16 protein-coding genes are annotated in these 18,013 nt (G+C 43.7%); 3 read left to right on the top strand and 13 right to left on the bottom strand.

The genetic code is table 11. The annotated features are described in order from the left end of the window. Positions 1–2 precede the first annotated feature (2 nt). The 9 genes from F0361_RS04695 to F0361_RS04655 form a co-directional block, all read right to left on the bottom strand. A complete protein-coding gene (locus F0361_RS04695) occupies positions 3–437 on the bottom strand; it encodes a hypothetical protein (protein ID WP_154917427.1) in 435 nt (144 codons plus the stop codon). Beyond that, on the bottom strand, positions 438–1,571 hold the full coding sequence (locus F0361_RS04690) for a beta-ketoacyl-ACP synthase III (protein WP_154917426.1): 1,134 nt from the start codon (positions 1,569–1,571) through the stop codon (positions 438–440). It lies immediately after the preceding gene. Then, positions 1,571–2,497: a flavodoxin family protein gene (locus F0361_RS04685; RefSeq protein WP_154917425.1), complete on the bottom strand. Its 927-nt coding sequence runs from the start codon at positions 2,495–2,497 to the stop codon at positions 1,571–1,573. Before F0361_RS04685 ends, F0361_RS04690 begins: the two co-directional genes overlap by 1 nt. Further along, the gene (locus F0361_RS04680; protein WP_154917424.1) at positions 2,494–3,381 is read right to left on the bottom strand and encodes an LpxL/LpxP family acyltransferase; all 888 of its coding nucleotides are present in this window, start codon (positions 3,379–3,381) and stop codon (positions 2,494–2,496) included. The genes F0361_RS04685 and F0361_RS04680 overlap by 4 nt, the downstream gene beginning before the upstream one ends. A gap of 120 nt (positions 3,382–3,501) precedes the next feature. Next, complete coding sequence (locus tag F0361_RS04675) at positions 3,502–3,744, bottom strand: acyl carrier protein (RefSeq protein ID WP_138258004.1); 243 nt, start codon at positions 3,742–3,744, stop codon at positions 3,502–3,504. Between the two features lie 4 nt (positions 3,745–3,748). Further along, positions 3,749–4,972: a beta-ketoacyl-[acyl-carrier-protein] synthase family protein gene (locus tag F0361_RS04670; protein WP_154917423.1), complete on the bottom strand. Its 1,224-nt coding sequence runs from the start codon at positions 4,970–4,972 to the stop codon at positions 3,749–3,751. A 22-nt stretch (positions 4,973–4,994) separates the two neighbouring features. Continuing rightward, positions 4,995–5,726 (bottom strand): 3-oxoacyl-ACP reductase FabG, encoded by a 732-nt coding sequence (gene fabG, locus F0361_RS04665; protein ID WP_154918492.1) that lies wholly within the window; start codon positions 5,724–5,726, stop codon positions 4,995–4,997. Positions 5,727–5,754: 28 nt separating this feature from the next. Beyond that, entirely contained in the window at positions 5,755–6,876 is a 1,122-nt protein-coding gene (locus tag F0361_RS04660) for a WG repeat-containing protein (protein ID WP_154917422.1), read from the bottom strand. Next, positions 6,873–8,408: an HAL/PAL/TAL family ammonia-lyase gene (locus tag F0361_RS04655; protein ID WP_154917421.1), complete on the bottom strand. Its 1,536-nt coding sequence runs from the start codon at positions 8,406–8,408 to the stop codon at positions 6,873–6,875. The genes F0361_RS04660 and F0361_RS04655 overlap by 4 nt, the downstream gene beginning before the upstream one ends. A gap of 118 nt (positions 8,409–8,526) precedes the next feature. On the opposite strand from F0361_RS04655, the gene F0361_RS04650 reads away from it, so the two are divergent. Continuing rightward, positions 8,527–9,774 carry an NAD(P)/FAD-dependent oxidoreductase gene (locus F0361_RS04650; protein WP_154917420.1) on the top strand — a complete coding sequence of 416 codons (1,248 nt, stop codon included), beginning with the start codon at positions 8,527–8,529 and terminating at the stop codon, positions 9,772–9,774. 22 nt (positions 9,775–9,796) lie between these two features. Here the strand turns inward: F0361_RS04650 and F0361_RS04645 are convergent, their stop codons facing one another. Beyond that, positions 9,797–11,080: a serine hydrolase domain-containing protein gene (locus F0361_RS04645; protein ID WP_154917419.1), complete on the bottom strand. Its 1,284-nt coding sequence runs from the start codon at positions 11,078–11,080 to the stop codon at positions 9,797–9,799. Positions 11,081–11,297: 217 nt separating this feature from the next. On the opposite strand from F0361_RS04645, the gene F0361_RS04640 reads away from it, so the two are divergent. Then, positions 11,298–12,956: a solute:sodium symporter family transporter gene (locus F0361_RS04640; RefSeq protein ID WP_154917418.1), complete on the top strand. Its 1,659-nt coding sequence runs from the start codon at positions 11,298–11,300 to the stop codon at positions 12,954–12,956. Position 12,957: 1 nt separating this feature from the next. Here the strand turns inward: F0361_RS04640 and F0361_RS04635 are convergent, their stop codons facing one another. Beyond that, the gene (locus tag F0361_RS04635) at positions 12,958–13,788 is read right to left on the bottom strand and encodes a phosphatase PAP2 family protein (protein ID WP_246160805.1); all 831 of its coding nucleotides are present in this window, start codon (positions 13,786–13,788) and stop codon (positions 12,958–12,960) included. A 125-nt stretch (positions 13,789–13,913) separates the two neighbouring features. Further along, a complete protein-coding gene (locus F0361_RS04630; protein WP_154917417.1) occupies positions 13,914–14,816 on the bottom strand; it encodes a histone deacetylase family protein in 903 nt (300 codons plus the stop codon). Positions 14,817–14,869: 53 nt separating this feature from the next. Between F0361_RS04630 and F0361_RS04625 the strand changes: the two genes are divergently transcribed. Next, on the top strand, positions 14,870–15,826 hold the full coding sequence (locus F0361_RS04625) for an L-threonylcarbamoyladenylate synthase (RefSeq protein WP_154917416.1): 957 nt from the start codon (positions 14,870–14,872) through the stop codon (positions 15,824–15,826). Positions 15,827–15,841: 15 nt separating this feature from the next. Here the strand turns inward: F0361_RS04625 and F0361_RS04620 are convergent, their stop codons facing one another. Next, positions 15,842–18,007 carry a Tex family protein gene (locus F0361_RS04620; protein WP_154917415.1) on the bottom strand — a complete coding sequence of 722 codons (2,166 nt, stop codon included), beginning with the start codon at positions 18,005–18,007 and terminating at the stop codon, positions 15,842–15,844. Positions 18,008–18,013: the final 6 nt, after the last annotated feature.

The following is an 18,013-nucleotide window of genomic DNA, read 5'->3' as shown; positions in this document are numbered from 1 at the left end:
ATTTATGCCAAAGCAGTTTTAATTTCACTGGTTGCGATTACTCTTTCGCCACATTCGACTTTTGCCTCCACCAAGGTGACGCCCATGATGTCATGGAGAATGGTAACGGTCGTAACCAATTCTGAACCTAATTTTGGCAATTCGAAAATTTCAGCTTTTTTAATGGCGCCAATGTATCCCACAGGAGCAGGTTCATTTTTTAAATAATAAGTGTAGCCTTTGTGCATGGCCACCGTTTGGGCCATATTCTCAATAAGCCCAGGCTCCAAAAATAGTGCATCGACACAGAAAAGGTTTTCGCTTTTTACGGTCAGTCCCGATACAATTTTATGTTCTGAAAAATGGTGCAACGTATCGACCATTACAAACGGATTTTTTTGGGGTATCAGTTCGATAATGAATTCCGAATCGGTAATTGGGGGTTGCAATCGTTCCATCTAATAGACGGTTAAATAAGCGTACATGTAGGAAAATCGGGCACTTTCCGGAACATGAAGCAAAATTCTGTCCCCTTTTTTCAAATTTCCCGATGCTACAAGCTCTTCCAGCATCACATAAATGGAAGCGGCACCCACATTGCCTACCCGCTCAAGGTTCAAAAACCACTTTTCCCATGGCATGGGTATCCCTTGATTTTCCATTTCCTTGTATAGGCCTTCCTTAAAATAATACGAGGAGATGTGGGGCAAATAATAGTCCACGTCCTCTGGGCCTATGCCATGTTTTTTATAAGTTTGTTTTAGGCTGTCCACTCCTTTGACCAAGATGTTGGCGCCCAATAAACGGGTGTCCTGTTTCATGGCAAAAAGGGACATCTTTCCCCAGTTCTCTGCAGGATATTCACTCCAGGGTTTTAGGTTGCCATCCTCGGTTTTTTCGGCACCCGCGTACATACAGGCATCCATTTCGAACGCATACGAGTAGCCCTCCATCCACTCGATTTTTAGAGGATTAGGTCCTTTTGCGTTGCTCTCCAATAAAACGGCGCCCGCGCCATCGGAAAGCATCCATCGAAGGAATTCCTTGTTAAAGGCCAGAATGGGATTGTCTTCCAATTCCTTTAAATGGGTGACCTCGTTTTCAAAAATATCGTTGGTCATCCAGGATGAGGTACGTTCGGAACCGGCACAGACGGCATTTTCCACTTGTCCTGTCATTACGGAAAGATAACCGTACTTTAAGGCATTCATTCCGGAACAACATGCCCCGGAAGGCGAATTGATTTCCATGTTGCCATTTTTCAAGTATCCATGCACCATGGCCGCATGCGACGGCAATATTTGATCGGGACTGGAGGTGCCACAGGACAATAGTTGGATGTCCTTGGTGGTAAAACTCTCATCACACAGTTTCTCCACCACCTCTTTGGTCAGTTGTGCATTGTTATGGGTCGTATTGCCATGTTCATCAATGGCATAATACCGTTGTTTTATTTGATTGTTGCGTAGGACGATACGGCGAGCTTTGGAGGCCTTTCCGTCTATAACTCCCAGTTTTTCCTCCATTTCCTCATTGGATACGGGTTTATTGGGTAAAAATTTGGCAATTTTAGTTATAAATACGTCCTTCATCAATTCTCTTTTAACGCAACCGAGGAATAATAGATTTTATCCCTTTTCCTTCGTTTATAGCTCGGCAAATAAGTCAGCAAAAATACGACAAAAACTATAGGGGCTATGACCCAAATAGCAAATAACAAATAATTTTTGAAGAAACCAATCCATTTGAGGCGTTTGGGATTTCCGGGTTCGCCTTTCTTGATAATGTGGTTCGCCCATTTGGAAAAAAGTACGTTTCCCCTTTTATCGGTCATGATGAGAAAGGGATTTACCCTAACTCCGTTCAGGGCTAAAATTTCATTTTGAAGGGCGTCATAATTATTGGAAAGCAGGGCTTGCTTAATGGGAGCCCCAAACCGCTCCGCTTCTTTAATGTCCTTATCAGATACCCCGGGTTTTGGAAAAATACCCAAATACCGGTCCTTTCTGCCTGAAAACATCCAATGTGCAATGGTGATCACACTGATATGATTGATATTTCTATCTACAAGGGCGATATGCCCCACCAACTTCGCCCCTACATCAAGCAGCAGCTTCTTCATTTTTTCTTGGGCCATGATCCACATATTTCTACAGGCCACCACCGTAACCACTGGGGTGTCCTTAAGAAGTAATTTTGCATCGGCCGATTTTAAAAATGAGTTTATGGGAATCGATGGGGTCAAATACCAGACCGGATAGCCTAAAATCACCAAATCGTACTTTTTGTCCAAAATCGTTTTGGATGGAGATTCAAAATCGGTTGGAATCTGAAGGAAAGATTCAGGAAAGCTATCATAGAATTTTTCCTTCTTCCAGGGAAAGTCGTATGCTGGTTTCGGCACTACTTCATAATAGGAAATACGAACGTTATCGCCTTGTATGTTTCTTGCGATATTTTCCAGTATGGTCAATAACTGTCCGGTCTGGGAATAATATATAATTAAAACTTCCTTCATTTCTTTAGACTGTCTTTCCAAAAGTCAAAATAATTGAACCATTGATAGGGATACCTTACTAAAATCCATTCCATGCTTTGGGTGAATTCACTTAGTAAGGCTTGTGGATCCCGTGCCTTGGCAACCGCTTGTTTCGCGTAAAGATGGTATTCTTTTTTTGGGCCTTTCAGGACATACACGAACAGTACGGGCACCTTTAAACGGGTGGCCAAAAGATAGGGGCCCAATGGAAATTCAGCTTCGGCACCCAAGAATTCCTGTTTTAGGGTCTTGGTGCCTGGAAGGTATCTGTCTCCCGTAAAAACGACCAGACCACCCTGTGCCAGGGCATTGTGTATTTCAAAGATGTGCGACATATCTTCTTGGACCACAATAAACTCCATGGAGGATTTTGATACAATGCCGTCCATATACTCTTTTATATTCTCATGTTCCGCATGTGTGGTCACCATGAAAATCTTTGAAATGGAATAACGATCCTCCAAAAAATAATGGGAAACCTCAAAGTTTCCAATATGTCCGCTTATTAAAATACCACCCTTGTTTTGTTTAAGCAACTCATCAATATGCTCCATTCCGTCATGGGTATATTGATATCTGTCCCTGAATTTTGTAGAAATGGCGACCCTGTCCGTCAACACCTTGCCAAGCATGTAATAGCTTTTGTAAATGGCGGCAATACTTTTTAACCGGGTGTATTTGAGTCTTCCATTGAAATAATAGAAAATGGACTTGGAGCTATTAAAGGAGAATAGGAAATAATACAGGACTACAAACCTCAGAATAAAATAGGCCGTGCCAATTCCAAAAGTGTTTAGGAAAAAGATATATAGCTTATAGCCTAGGACGGTACCTTTAGATTTTCCTTCCCACTCCGTCGCCATGTCTCTATGTTCTTTGGGATTTTATCGGCTCCGCCGAAGAATTTGATATCCCTTGGCTTGCCGCAAAATTGAGGTTCGGTTTCATATGAATGCCTCCGGGGCGCGCCCAGAGGTAGTTTGCTAATCCAGTTTTCGTTCTATAAGGTTGTAGAAATCCTGAAGGGTCACAACATTGACAAAATCCTCACCAACCAATTTCACGCCAAAATTGCTTTCCACGGCGACCACCAAGTCCACAAAATCCAAGCTGTCCAGGCCAATCGTATCCTTTAGGTTTGCATTGGGTTCCAATGCTTCCTCCTCTACTTCAAAATCTTCTATCAAAAAGTCGTTTATCTTCTTGATAATGGTTTGTTTGGTCATCATTTTATCGGTCAACATTTTTTACGATAAGTGCGGAGTTTGTACCGCCAAATCCAAATGAATTGGACAAAAATACATCAATTTTTTTATCTATGGTTTTGTTGGCCAAGTTAAGTTTTGCCGAGACTTCATCGGGGTTTTCAAGGTTAATGTTTGGAGCCACAAAGCTGTGCCGCATCATCAACATGGAATAAATAACTTCACTGGCCCCGGCCATCCAACATTCGTGTCCCGTCATGGATTTTGTGGAACTTATCAAAGGGTTACTTTGACCAAATACTTCATAGAGCGCCTTTGCTTCGTTGGCATCCCCTACAGGCGTTGAGGTCGCATGGGCATTTATATAATCAATGGCAGCCGCATCGATGTTGGCATCCTTTAGGGCCTTTTGCATGGCCCTGGATGGGCCGTCTACATTGGGAGTCGATATGTGGTCCCCATTGGAAGAAAAGCCATAACCAATGACCTCACCTAAAATAGGGGCACCTCTTCTTACGGCACTCTCATAACTTTCCAGGATAAGGGTGGCTGCACCACCACTGGGAATGAGTCCATTTCTGTCTTGGTCAAAAGGTCTGGAGGCCTTGGTAGGGTCGTCATCCCGCAAACCAAAAACACCCAAACCGTCAAAACTTGCCATAGAAATGTGGTTGGTTTCTTGTGCCCCCCCGGCGATTATAGAGTCTTGCAGCCCGCTTTTAATCAAATGATAGGCCAATCCAATGGAATGCGAACCACTGGCACAGGCTGCGCTTAGGGTTAGATTTATCCCCCTCAATTTAAAAATGGTGGAAAGGTTCATGGTTACCGTAGAGTTCATGGCCTTAAAAATGGCACCCGATCCTACGAGCGTTGTATCTTTTTTCTCTTTTATGGTGTCCACGGATTCCACCACGGACAGTGCCGTGCTATCGTTTCCAAAAATGATTCCAACTTCATTCTTCTCAAAAAAGTCTTCCGTGATTCCAGCGTTCTGCATGGCCTCGACCGTGGCGACGTAGGCATACCTGCTTTCCTCGCCCATGCTGATTCGCTGTCTTCGGGAGAGCATCATTTTTAAATCGGGATCCTCCAAAATACCGGTGAGGGGAGATCTAAAGCCAAACTCGGTTCGAACGGGGTCGATACCAATTCCGGATTTTCCTTGGTACAGGGACTCCTTGACTTCATCAAGATTCTTTCCAATGCAGGAATATATGCCCATACCCGTAATTACGACTCGCTTCATCTGCCTCTGCGTTTTCAGTTCATCAGGAATAGATACCTCCGTTGATATTGATTACTTCGCCCGTAATATAGGATGTTTTGTCCGAAGCTAAAAATGAGACGACATGGGCAACTTCCTCGGCCTTGCCAAATCTGTTAACGGGTATCATTTTTTTAAGCTCCGTTTCGTCCAATTCCTCTGTCATATCGGTTTCGATAAACCCAGGGGCTACCGCATTTACGGTGATTTTTCTCTTGGCAACTTCCTGTGCCAAGGCTTTTGTAGCTCCAATAACGGCGCTCTTAGCGGCGGAATAATTTGTTTGGCCCGGGGTTCCCTTAAGTCCGGATACGGAAACGATATTGATGATTCTGCCATATCTATTTGTAAGCAGTTTTTGGATGAGGGCATTGGTCACGTTATAAAAACCATTCAGACTGGTGTTTATGACCGATGACCAATCTTCCATCGGCATCCACATGAAGAGTCCGTCTTTTTTTATACCCGCATTATTGACCAATACCTCGATAATGGCATTTTTGTTTTTTTCATGCCATTCGTCCAAGGTGTTTTTGACCCCCTCGCAATCGGTCACGTTAAATTGCAGGATTTGCCCAGAGCCTCCTACTTCCTGTACCATGGAAAGTGTTTCTTCTGCAGCTTTCCTGTTACTGTTGTAATTGATTAAAAGGTGATACTCCAAATCCTTTGCCAATTGAATGCAAACGGCCCTGCCAATTCCCCTAGATCCGCCGGTGACCAAAGCGTATTTGATTTTTTCCGCTCCCATTAAAAATCCTTCATTAATTTTTCACGAATGGCTCCGCATTTTGGTACCATTTGTTGCCCAAAAGCTCTCCTTTCGTGTTGAAAAAGCCCCATCCTTCTTTTGATTTTATTCGGGCGAAATCCCCTAAAAAGCCCTTGTCGTTGTTTCCGGCCAAAAAAGCGAATCCTGCGGTGATGTCATATTCCATAGGAATAATAAGGTTGCCCTTGGTATCTATAAAACCCCAATCCTTGTCCTTGACGGGGGCCAACCCGTTTTCTGAATAGATTTCAGCATCCTTATATTGGAAATCGATGACTGTTTTTCCCTCTTCGTTAATATATCCCCAATCCTTATTTTCTACCACAGGTGCCAGGCCGTTTGAGAATGCTCGTGCCTTCTTATAAATAGGCTGAATCACCCATTCCCCTTTTGAATTTACGAAGCCTGTCAACTTATCCTTTCTGGCATAAGTGAGACCGGAGTTCCCATGAAAGTTCCAAACTTTATCCGCACCTGCGATGACATTGAACGATCCGTTGTGAATAATTCCAAAATCGGCACCTTTTTTGCCATACACTCCGGCTTCGTTCCAAGTATTCCCAATTTCTTCGTACTCAACTGGGATGACCACTTTTCCTTTATTGTCTATCATTCCCCATAATTCCCCATTTTGAACCTTCGCATATCCATCCCTAAAGGATTGGATTTCATCATAGGTAGGCTCTAGGACTATTTTTCCATCGGTACCTATGAGTCCTATTTTATCACCCTGACGGATGAAGGCCACGCCGTCTTCAAAGTCATAGAATTTATCCGTGGAAGGAACTTCCAATTCCTTTCCGCTAGAATCGATGTACCTCCATCGGTCCTCTTTTAGAACCAGGGCATATCCGGAATTGAAATATTTGACCTTGTCGTAAATCGGTTCTATGGCCCAATCCCCACTGGTATTGATATATCCCCATAATTTGTCCTTTTCTACGGCCGCTAAACCTTCCGAAAAGCTTTTGGCCCCTTCATATTGCGGTTGGATTACGTATTCGCCGGATTTGTTAATGTAGCCGAAGAGGTCGTTTTCACGGACCAGTGCCAATTCTTGGGCAAAAGAAATGACAAATGAAAATAGGGTCAATAGTGTTAAAAGTCGTTTCATGATTTCATATTTTGATGGTTAATAATATAGCTCTTTACTTGATTTACATAAGGATACATGACGGTATCTTCTTTGAATGGGGGAACTATCTTACGAACCGCATCGTACATTTTTTTGGTTTTGGAAGAAACCTTATCGGCCACTCCAAGGTATTCGATCGCTTGAACGATCGTAATCATTTCTATGGCTACTACTTCATAGGCATTTTCGATTACTTTTTTGGTTATAAGGGCAGCATTGGTACCCATGCTCACTATATCCTGATTGTCATTATTATTGGGGATGCTGTGAACATACATGGGATTGGACAACATTTGATTTTCCGCGGTGGTAGAAGTTGCCGTAAATTGAACCCCTTGCATACCGAAATTTAATCCTAATGTACCTAAATTAACGAAAGGAGGCAAAATATTGTTCAATTTGGAATTTAGCAAATAATTAAGTTGTCGCTCCGCGAGCATGCTCATCTTAGTGACAACTATTTTTAACTTGTCCATTTCCAATGAAACGTAATCCCCATGGAAGTTTCCGCCGTGGTATACATGTTTCTTTTTCACATCCACAATGGGGTTGTCGTTGGCGGAATTTACTTCCTCGATTAAAATACGTTCCACTTCGTTGAGCGTATCCCAAACAGGCCCCAGTATTTGGGGAACACAACGAATGGAATAATATTCTTGGACCTTTTCCTCAAAGACCGATACTTCGCTACTGGAATTGTACAAGTGATGTTCGCGCTTGCGCGTTAGGGAACTATCTTTTAAATGACTCCGCATAGCGCGGGCAATTTCTTGTTGGCCTTTGTGTTTTTTGGTGCTGTTGAGCGCTTCGGACAAATGGTCGTCATAGGCTTGCATGATCTCATTTATGGCCGATGAACAGGAAATGGCCCATTCCAACAAGCGCCGGGTGTAAATCGTGTTTACGATACCAATTCCCGTCATTACTGAGGTTCCGTTCATAAGTCCCAAACCTTCCCTAAGGGCCACTTTTATGGAGCTGATGCCTTCCATTTCAAAGACCTCACTGGTAGGTCTTCTTTTCCCTTTGTAAAAGACCTCCCCTTCACCGATCAAGACCAGGGCCAAATGTGCCAATTGGACCAAATCACCGCTAGCTCCAACACCGCCATGTTCATAAATTAAGGGGACGATGTTTTTGTTGAGTAATTCTGCCATCACTTCAATAACCGAGACATGAACCCCGGAATTTCCCAAACTCAAGGTATTTAAACGGGCCAACATGGCCGCTCTAACGTATTTTGGTTCAATGGGATTTCCCGTGCCGGAAGCATGGCTTCGTATTAAATTGTACTGTAGGTCCAGGGTCTGGGAATCCTTGATTTTGTATTGGGCCATGGGCCCAAAACCTGTATTTACCCCGTAGATGACCTTGTTTTTGGAAAATTTCTTTAAGAAATTATGACTTTCTTCTACAGTATCCAAAAGCTCCTTGGAAAGCGTAAGGGGCTTTTGATCAAAAATAATATCATAAAAATCCTGAATTCCTAGACTTCCTTTAATTTCTGGCATGTATGGTTGATTCTATAAGGTTTAAATAATACCTTTAGTCTATGTAATTGGTCTTGCAGAAGCAAATTTAAAATAATTAGTGAACTAGGTTCAGGATTGTTCTGGAAATCGTTTTTAGATGAAAAAAGAAAAAGTGGACGTATTGATAATAGGGGCGGGACCTTCCGGTTCCGTTGCGGCGGCCTATCTCTACAACGCGGGTTTTAAGGTGAAAGTAGTGGAGAAAAACAAGTTTCCAAGATTTGTTATCGGTGAAAGTTTGATCCCCAGATGTATGGACCATTTTGAGGCAGTTGGTCTTCTGGATTGCCTCAAGAAAAAGAAATTCGAGGTTAAAACCGGAGCCCGATTTTTACAGGGTCCTAAGGTGTGCGAATTTGATTTCAGTAAAAAGCATACCAAAGGTTGGGACTGGACTTGGCAGGTTCCCAGGGCGGAATTTGATAAGACCTTGACTGACGAACTGTTGTCACGTGGGGTCGATATCGAATTTGAAAGAGAAGTTTTGGCCGTGGATTTTAAGGAGGACTATTCGGTAACCACAATTATGGATGAAGAAGGCAATTCTTCTGAAATCGAGGCAAAGTTTATCATAGATTCCAGTGGTTTCGGTCGGGTGCTCCCTAGATTGTTGGATTTGGAAAAACCATCGGAAATACCCAAGCACTCCTCCATTTTTACCCATGTGAAAGATGTTCGAAGACCTGAAGGCTGGGAGGGACATCGCATTACCTTTGATATCGTAAGCCAGGAAACCTGGCTATGGGTCATTCCTTTTTCCAATGGCTACACCAGTATAGGATATGTGGGCCCCACGGAGTATTTGGAATCCTTTGAGGGCCCCACTGAGGAAAAGTTGCGGCAAATGATGAAATTGAGCGACCACTATCAGGATAGGTTTGAAGGGCTGCCCTATGAATTTGAACCCAAAATGATCAAGAACATCGCGAAATCTGTAAAGCAACTTTATGGTAAAGGATTTGTGCTTACGGGCAATAGTGCGGAGTTTTTAGATCCCGTGTTCTCTTCAGGGGTTACGTTTGCAACGGAATCGGCCCACCTATCCGCACAATTGATTGCCAAGGAACTTAGAGGCAAAAAAGTGGATTGGGAAACCGAGTATTCCCAATATATGTTGGAAGGGGTGGATGTTTTCTCTACCTATGTAAAGGAATGGTATACGGGCAACCTTCAAAAAATATTCTTTAACGATTCTGAAAATCCCGTAATCAAGGAACAAATCTGTTCCGTCTTGGCTGGCTATGTATGGGACAAATCCAATCCATTTGTAAAAAACCACCATCGTTTGGTACGAACGGTGGCCCATATTACAGATCTGGAAAAGGAGAATGCCGGTCTTTCCTAATTTAAATCGGCAGCTACAATCATCAATCATCGATAGCAGTAAATACCATCTGCCGGAACTTCCAACCGGTATCGTCATTAACGGGCCCTTGGGTCTGTTTCATGATGATACCTATGATATTCTCTTTTGGATCTGCAAAATATTGGGTGTTGAAGTAACCACCCCAGCTGAACGTACCCTCGCTCCCTTCTCCTCCGGCCATGGCACCTTTTTTATTGACAATTTCAAACGCCAGTCCATAATCCTTGCCGCCGTCCCAAATAGTGCCAATTTGATTACTCAGGATACTGTAGACGGTAGTTCTGCTAAGAAGTCGTTTTCCGTTCAGCTCGCCTCCATTGAGGTACATCTGTAAAAAATTGGCATAATCCCTAGCTGTACTGGACAATCCTGCTCCACCGGAGAAAAAAGTACCTGCACTCCTTGGATAATCAATATCAAAAATAGGAGTTTCAAAACGCTTCCATTTATTCCCATCCTTATATTGAACGGCTACCAACCCATCGGCTTTTTCCTTTGGGAGGTAGAAATACGTGTCATTCATTTGTAAGGGTTCAAAAATTCGGGTACGCAAGAATTCATTAAAGGGCATTCCTGAAACGATTTCAATAAAATACCCCAAAACATCCAGGCCTTCGCAGTAGGTCCAGGCTTCGCCCGGTTCATGGTGCAGGGGTAAGGCCGCTAACATCTTTATATTATCGCCAATAAGTACTTTCTTAGAAGTAAAAGCGTCAATGATTCCGGCCTTCGCGTATATTTTACGAAAACGGGCGTCACCATCGATCATGCCATAGCCAATACCCGATGTATGTGTTATAAGATCTCTAATGGTAATTTGATTTTCCGCAGGTTTTGTGGTATAGGTGGAATCGGCTTCGTTAAAGGTATCCAGTATTTGAGCGGCCTCAAATTGCGGGATATATTTTGAAATGGGGTCGTCCAATTTAAACTTGCCCTCTTCCCAAAGCATCATCACGGCCGTGGCGGTAATGGCTTTTGTTTGGGAAGCTATCCTAAAAATGGCATCTTTTTCCATTTCCTCGCCTTTTTCGGTATTTGCCATACCGTAGGCCTTATGAAAGACGATTTTCCCATTTCTCGCAATGAGGGCAACGGCCCCCGGTAGATTGCCCTTTGAAATTTCGCTGCTTAACATCAAGTCGATCTTGTCCAATCGTTCTTGGGACATGCCTTGGGCAGATGGAGCGCCCTCAGTTAGTGTCGGACTGATTTGAATGGAATTTGTTTGTGCCGATAGGCAAAGCGAAAAAATCAAAAGGATCTCGGTGGCGAGCTGTTTCATTTCAAGGGTGTTTGGTATCATAATTTTAAATGTAGCAAAAGTTCTTCTTATTTAATCGGTAAAATTTACGGACTAATAATGTATGTATTATATTAGTTGCCGTTCTTTTGTGCGAATTTCATAATTATCAAAAAATTCGATTTTGTTTTTTTTGTAATCAATTGAAAAACAACACTCAAGAAGTATTAAGCTAAAATAACTAACAAACCTCCTTCCTATGGATTTTCTTGCAGTGTTTTCTTTTTTGGGATTTACCTTACTTGTAGCCATTATTGCCTGGTATGCCACTAGAACTACCAATGAAAAATCATCCGATGGTTATTTTTTGGGCGGGCGTAGCTTAACGGCAGGGGTCATAGCGGGATCTTTGTTGCTGACCAACCTTTCCACGGAACAAATCGTGGGCCTCAACGGAAGTGCATACAAGGATGGATTGTCCGTTATGGCTTGGGAAACCCTTGCGGCCATGGCCATGGTGGTTACGGCCGTATTTTTGTTGCCTAGGTATTTGAAGGGCGGATTGACCACGGTTCCGCAATTTTTGGCGGACCGCTTCGATGTTACCACCAAAACGATTACCTCCGCACTCTTTTTGACAGGTTATGTAGTGGTCCTTTTGCCGGTCATATTGTATTCTGGATCTGTGGCCATTAGTGGTATGTTCGATGTGCCGGGTATGTTCAATATTTCTGAATCCGCCGCCTTGGTCTATTGTATTTGGGGGATTGGCATCATTGGGTCTATTTATGCGGTTTTTGGCGGACTCAAGGCCGTGGCCGTTTCGGATAGTATCAATGCCATAGGTTTGATTATTGGGGGCTTATTGATTCCCATTTTTGGTTTGATGGCCATTGGGGATGGAAGCGTGACGCAAGGTTTGGACGTTTTAATGACTGCCAATCCGGAGCGATTCGATTCGACAGGGGAGAAAGGACAGGAGGTACCCTTTGTGACCATATTTACGGGGATGATGTTGGTACAGCTTTTCTATTGGGGTACCAACCAACAGATCATTCAAAGGGCCTTGGGGGCCAAGAACCTCGCCGAAGGCCAGAAAGGATTGTTATTGGCCGCTTTCTTGAAAATTTTAGGGCCCATAATCCTGGTACTACCGGGAATGATAGCCTACTATTATTTTGAGGGAGGATTGGCTTCCAGTGATTTGGCATATCCGGAATTGGTGCGGGCCGTATTGCCTAAAACCTTGGTCGGGTTTTTTGCCGCCGTTTTGTTCGGGGCTATCCTAAGTTCCTTCAATAGCGTGTTGAACAGTTCTGTAACCCTGTTTGGTATCGACATTTACAAACAGCATATCAACAAGGAGGCTTCCGAAGCTACGGTAGTCAAATACGGTAAGATTTTTGGGATTTGCTTGGCCTTGGCCGCGATGTTCATTGCCCCATTGATTGCCAATGCGGGAAGTTTGTTCAATTACCTTCAGGAAATCAATGGAATTTATAGCATTCCTATTTTCACGATTATCGTAGTGGGATATCTCACCAAGCGTGTTCCGGCCATTGCGGCCAAAATTGGAATCTTTTTGGGTTCGGCGCTGTATATTATCAGTCAGTTCATCATGAAGCCCCATTTTATTGGAAAATCTTTGGAGGAGGCAAAAAATGCCGGTATTACAGACCCGGCACAGCTTACTTTGGTAGAGGCCGATGCTTATCCACATTACTTGCACGTAATGGCTATATTGTTCATGATGAACTGTATCATTATGCTTGTTATAGGTAAGTTTTATCCACGGAAGGAGGCCTTTGAATTACGCTACACGGAACAAGTGGATATATCGCCATATAAGTATGTAAAACAAGGAGGTATTGCGGTTGTGTTGATCGTTGTTACCATTTATGTTTACTTTGCAAAATAATCTAGAACTGTAAGTTAAGTCCAATTTGCCCCGGACCAAACGTCAGGTTCCAACTTACATTTTTATCATGGTCATTGTATTTTTGATCGTATTTGGAATCCAGATAACGATCTATGGACTCCACTGTGGCGATGCTAATGGCGAAAGCAAATACCATATCGCTCAGCCAGTGTTGTCCGTCCCAGACCCTGGATATTCCTGGAATGGCACCTACAGTATAGATACCGGCCTTGAGCCAAGGATTTTTAAATTGTTTGGCGATCGCGTATGCATTTGTAAAGGCCAAAATGGCATGACCGGATGGGAATGAATGAAAGTTCCTACTAGGATTAAAGGGATCAAAGGTGTCTTTTCCCAATTCTGCTAGTGGTCTTGCCCGCCCTACTGCGGACTTCAGTACTTGTTGCAATAATCCGGCCGAAGTCGCCGATGCTACCAATAGTACGCCCGTACGACGCAATTTTTCATTTTTAAGGATCAATCCTGTAAAATAGACACCTGAAGTCGCCAAGTAATTGTTCTCTGGATTCCCATAGGTTTCCCCATAATCCCGTATCCACTTGGGCACACCTTCGCGATTGTTTCTTATAAACCGTGAGGTATTGTCATCAAAAAGATACACAAATCCCGTTCCACCCACCACGGCACCAAAATCCGCCCATTGCTCCCCTTTCCAATGAAATGGTCTGGAATAGGAGTGGCCAACCCCCTTGAATATGTTGCCCATATCGTAGGTGAACATTTTCCATCGGGTATTCACAGTGTCCACAGGCTTAATCTGGGCATTTGAATACAGGGATATGGATAGAGTTATTAAAAGAAAGTATTTCAAAATAAACGTTTAAGATTTTAAAACTATTAAAAAATTTATTTTCACATATGCCATAAAAATAAAAAGCTTGACCCATACCGAGTTAATTTTGAGAGCACTTGAGTCATTATATTATTTTGCGGTATTCAGGTAAAAATAACGGTAGCTAGTCTAAACGTATTGGCGTGTGCCTCAATAATGGTTTTGATTTCCATGGAATACCCTCCTCCCATACTACATTGGACCGGAATTCCATGTTCTTTGCAGGTCTTTAGGACAAATTCGTCACGTTGTTTGCAACCGTTTAAGCTTAGGGCCAGGGTTCCTAGTTTATCGGTTTCCAACACATCCACCCCGCAGAGATAGAATATAAAATCAGGCCGATGTTTTTCTATCAGCCCGGGCAGGGTATCCTTTAGAATGGAGAGATATTCTTCGTCGTTAGTTCCTTTTTCCAACGAAATATCCAAATCCGATACCTCCTTTTTAAAGGGGTAATTCCCTGAACCGTGCATGGAAAAGGTAAACACGGAAGCATCGTTTTGAAAAATTTCCGCCGTACCGTTTCCTTGATGTACGTCCAAATCCACGATCAGTATGCGGTTTGCCAAGTTTTTGGACTGTAAATATCGTGCACCTATGGCCTGATCGTTCAACATGCAAAAGGCCTCTCCGCGATTGCTATAGGCATGATGGGTACCTCCTGCAATGTTCATGGCAACACCATATTGTAGGGCATATTCACAGGCTTTCATAGTGCCATCGGCTATGATCCGCTCCCGTTCCACCAAATTCTCGTCCAGTGGAAATCCAATTTTTCGGGCCTCCTTATGAGGAATTTTAAGGTTTAGGAGGTCATAAAAATATTCGGCATCATGGGCGGCAACGATGTACTTGTCATTTGGGATTTCCGGGGCAAAGAAATTTTCATCGGTACAAGTCCCTTCATACAAAAGCTGCTTGGGTAACAGTTCGTATTTGATCATCGGGAACCGATGGCCTTCCGGTAATGGATGATTATAAATGGGGTGGTAGGCGATTTTCAGCATCGATGGACTGTCAATGTGCAAAAATAGGGAAACCTTAGTTACCTTTGGTCCCCATGAAGACCTCAATAACTACGGCTATTGAAAAATGCCAGGCACTTTTAAGGGAAGGGCACCTAGTAGCCATCCCCACCGAGACGGTGTATGGATTGGCGGCAAATGCCTTGGACAGTATGGCGGTAAAGCGCATTTTTGAGATGAAGGGCCGGCCTGCTTTCAATCCCTTGATCGTTCATATCCACCAAATGGAGCAGTTGTCCATTTTGGCGAAGGATATTCCCCAAAAGGCCTATGAATTGGCAGAGGCTTTTTGGCCGGGTTCTCTAACCTTGATATTGCCCAAGCAGGATATAGTGCCTGAAATCATTACCGGTGGCAAGCCTACCGTGGGGGTGCGAATGCCAAATCACCCGTTGACGCAAGAACTTTTAAAAGGCTTGCCATTTCCCTTGGCGGCCCCCAGTGCCAATCCCTTTACTCGGGTGAGTCCAACCTCTGCCCAACATGTGTGGGACTATTTTGGTGACCGAATTCCAGCTATTTTGGATGGTGGTCCTTGTCAGGTTGGTTTGGAATCCACCATCGTAGGATTTAAAGGGGAGACCCCTATTTTATACCGAAAAGGAGGCATTCCAAAGGAGGCCATTGAGGCTGTCGTTGGCGAACTAAAGGTTTCCACAGAAAATGAAACATTTCCGGAAGCCCCTGGCATGCTGCTAAAACACTATTCTCCCAGAACCCCTTTACTGGTTTGTGATAATATTAGAGAGGAATTAAAGAATAATCCACATAAGAAAGTGGGAGTTCTATCATTCTACCAGGAAGACTTTCCATCTGCTACCAAGGTCATCACCCTATCGCAAAACAAACAAATGGAAGAGGCGGCCACGTCCCTTTTTGAGGCCATGCATATCTTGGATGCGAGCGGTCTGGATTTGATCCTTGCCGAACGTTTTCCGGAAAAAGGCTTGGGCAGTAGCATCAACGACCGCTTGTTCCGGGCGCAGAACTAAAACTCTTTTTAAATCCTAGCCTTTGTGCAGCTTCAATTGTATCCTTTTTCTAGGAATATCGACGGACAATACCTTTACGATAACCTGCTGATGAAGGCTTACATGGGCATTTACGTCCTTTACGAAGCTATCAGAAAGGTTGGAAACATGGATAAGGCCGCTTTCCTTGATGCCGATGTCCACAAAACACCCAAAATTGGTAATGTTGTTCACGATGCCAGGCAACAACTGTCCGTCCCGCAGATCCGATATGGTTTTGATGTTTTGGTCGAAAGTGAACACCTTGGCCTTTTCGCGACGGTCGAGTCCGGGTTTTTCCAATTCGGAAAGAATATCCTCCAAAGTGGGGAGGCCAATGGTATCAGTGCAGTATTTTTTGAGATCGATTTCCTTCAGGAGGGCCTTGTTTCCAATAAGTTCAGATATTCCCTTCTTTTTGTCCGATGCCATTTTTTGTACGATGGAATAGCTTTCCGGGTGTACGGCGGAATCGTCCAAGGGATTTTCGGCATCCTTTATCCGAAGAAATCCAGCGCCCTGTTCAAAGGCTTTTCCGCCTAAACGGGGAACCTCCATAATTTCCTTCCGACTCCCAAATGGTCCATGGGCCGTTCTATGGGCCACGATGTTTTCGGCGAGTTTTGGCCCAATACCGGATACGTAACTTAACAGGGGGACACTTGCCGTGTTGATGTTCACCCCAACGGAATTCACACAGCTTTCCACCACGGTATCCAAGGATTTCTTCAATTTTGATTGGTCCACATCGTGCTGGTATTGCCCCACGCCAATGGACTTGGGGTCAATTTTTACCAATTCGGCCAAAGGGTCCGCCAAGCGCCTACCTATGGAAATGGCTCCACGTACGGTAACATCGTAATTGGGAAATTCTTCACGGGCAATTTTCGAAGCCGAGTAGATGGAAGCCCCGGCCTCGCTGACCACGAAAACCTCGATGGGATTTTTAAATGCCACTTTTTTTACCAATCGTTCCGTTTCCCTGGATGCGGTTCCATTTCCAATGGCAATGGCCTCAATTTTATAGGCATCGGCCAGGGAACTTAATTTTTTGATAGCTCCGGTAACATCGTTCTGTGGGGCATGGGGATATATGGTTTCATTATGCATAAGGTTCCCTAGTTCGTCCAGACAAACCACTTTACAACCGGTCCTAAAACCTGGGTCAATCGCTAAAATTCGTTTTTCGCCCAAAGGAGCCCCCAACAACAACTGGCGTAGGTTTTTGGAGAAAACGGCGATTGCTTCGTCATCTGCCTTTTCCTTGGCGTTTTTCAACAGTTCATTTGAGAGTGAAGGAAACAATAAACGTTTATAGGCATCGGCAATGGCCAATTCAATGTTTTCAGAACAGGCATTGTTGGTTTTGATGATTTTGTTCTCGATGCGTTCCAGTAACCGCTCATCGTCCAGTTCTATTTTTACTCGGATGATTTTTTCCGATTCCGCCCGTAAAATGGCCAATAACCGGTGCGATGTACAACGGTTCAAAGGTTCGCTCCAGTCAAAATAATCCCGGTATTTTTGAGATTTTTCACTTGTGCTGAGCGTAGTCGAAGCATCCTTCATCGCCGAAACCACTTTTGTGGTAATCAACGCAAACCGTTCCAACTGGTTCCGGATCATATTTCTAATGTCGGTGCGTTCATTGATCCACTCGGCAATAATGTGTCGTGCACCCTCCAGGGCTTCGTCTTCGTTTTGTATCTCGGGACCCAGGTATTTGGATGCCAAGAACTCAATGTCGTCCGTACGTTGGGCCATGATAATTTTGGCCAAGGGTTCCAACCCTTGTTTTCGGGCTACCTCTGCCTTGGTCTTTTTGCTTTTTTTGAAGGGAAGGTAGAGGTCTTCCAATTGGGTCAAATCCTCGGCGGATTCAAATTTGGATTTTAACTCTGGCGTTAACAGGTCTTGTTCCTCTACCGATTTTATAATAGCGCTTTTGCGTTTTTCAAGGGCCTCAAATTGTTCCTTGAACTGAACGATACTACCAATCTGTACTTCGTCCAATCCACCTGTTGCTTCCTTCCTGTAGCGAGATATAAAAGGGACGGTACAATCTTGGTTTAATAGGTCAACCGTGTTATGGATGGATTTTTCTGATAGCTTCGAATGAAGCATGATGTATTTGACCAAATTGTAATTATTGGTATCCTTCATAAATCA

The sequence above is a fragment of the Maribacter flavus genome (assembly GCF_008386635.1).
Classification (GTDB): Bacteria; Bacteroidota; Bacteroidia; order Flavobacteriales; family Flavobacteriaceae; genus Maribacter; species Maribacter flavus.
Note: the sequence above shows the minus strand (reverse complement) of the source record. Positions and strands in the feature narration are given on the sequence as shown.

Coding starts and splice junctions, on each gene's coding strand:
- F0361_RS04645 (WP_154917419.1), bottom strand. CDS start 11,080: ATGAAACAGCTCGCCACCGAGATCCTTTTGATTTTTTCGCTTTGCCTA.
- F0361_RS04655 (WP_154917421.1), bottom strand. CDS start 8,408: ATGCCAGAAATTAAAGGAAGTCTAGGAATTCAGGATTTTTATGATATT.
- F0361_RS04685 (WP_154917425.1), bottom strand. CDS start 2,497: ATGAAGGAAGTTTTAATTATATATTATTCCCAGACCGGACAGTTATTG.
- F0361_RS04680 (WP_154917424.1), bottom strand. CDS start 3,381: ATGGCGACGGAGTGGGAAGGAAAATCTAAAGGTACCGTCCTAGGCTAT.
- F0361_RS04650 (WP_154917420.1), top strand. CDS start 8,527: ATGAAAAAAGAAAAAGTGGACGTATTGATAATAGGGGCGGGACCTTCC.
- F0361_RS04695 (WP_154917427.1), bottom strand. CDS start 437: ATGGAACGATTGCAACCCCCAATTACCGATTCGGAATTCATTATCGAA.
- F0361_RS04620 (WP_154917415.1), bottom strand. CDS start 18,007: ATGAAGGATACCAATAATTACAATTTGGTCAAATACATCATGCTTCAT.
- F0361_RS04640 (WP_154917418.1), top strand. CDS start 11,298: ATGGATTTTCTTGCAGTGTTTTCTTTTTTGGGATTTACCTTACTTGTA.
- F0361_RS04670 (WP_154917423.1), bottom strand. CDS start 4,972: ATGAAGCGAGTCGTAATTACGGGTATGGGCATATATTCCTGCATTGGA.
- F0361_RS04625 (WP_154917416.1), top strand. CDS start 14,870: ATGAAGACCTCAATAACTACGGCTATTGAAAAATGCCAGGCACTTTTA.
- F0361_RS04660 (WP_154917422.1), bottom strand. CDS start 6,876: ATGAAACGACTTTTAACACTATTGACCCTATTTTCATTTGTCATTTCT.
- F0361_RS04630 (WP_154917417.1), bottom strand. CDS start 14,816: ATGCTGAAAATCGCCTACCACCCCATTTATAATCATCCATTACCGGAA.
- F0361_RS04690 (WP_154917426.1), bottom strand. CDS start 1,571: ATGAAGGACGTATTTATAACTAAAATTGCCAAATTTTTACCCAATAAA.
- F0361_RS04675 (WP_138258004.1), bottom strand. CDS start 3,744: ATGACCAAACAAACCATTATCAAGAAGATAAACGACTTTTTGATAGAA.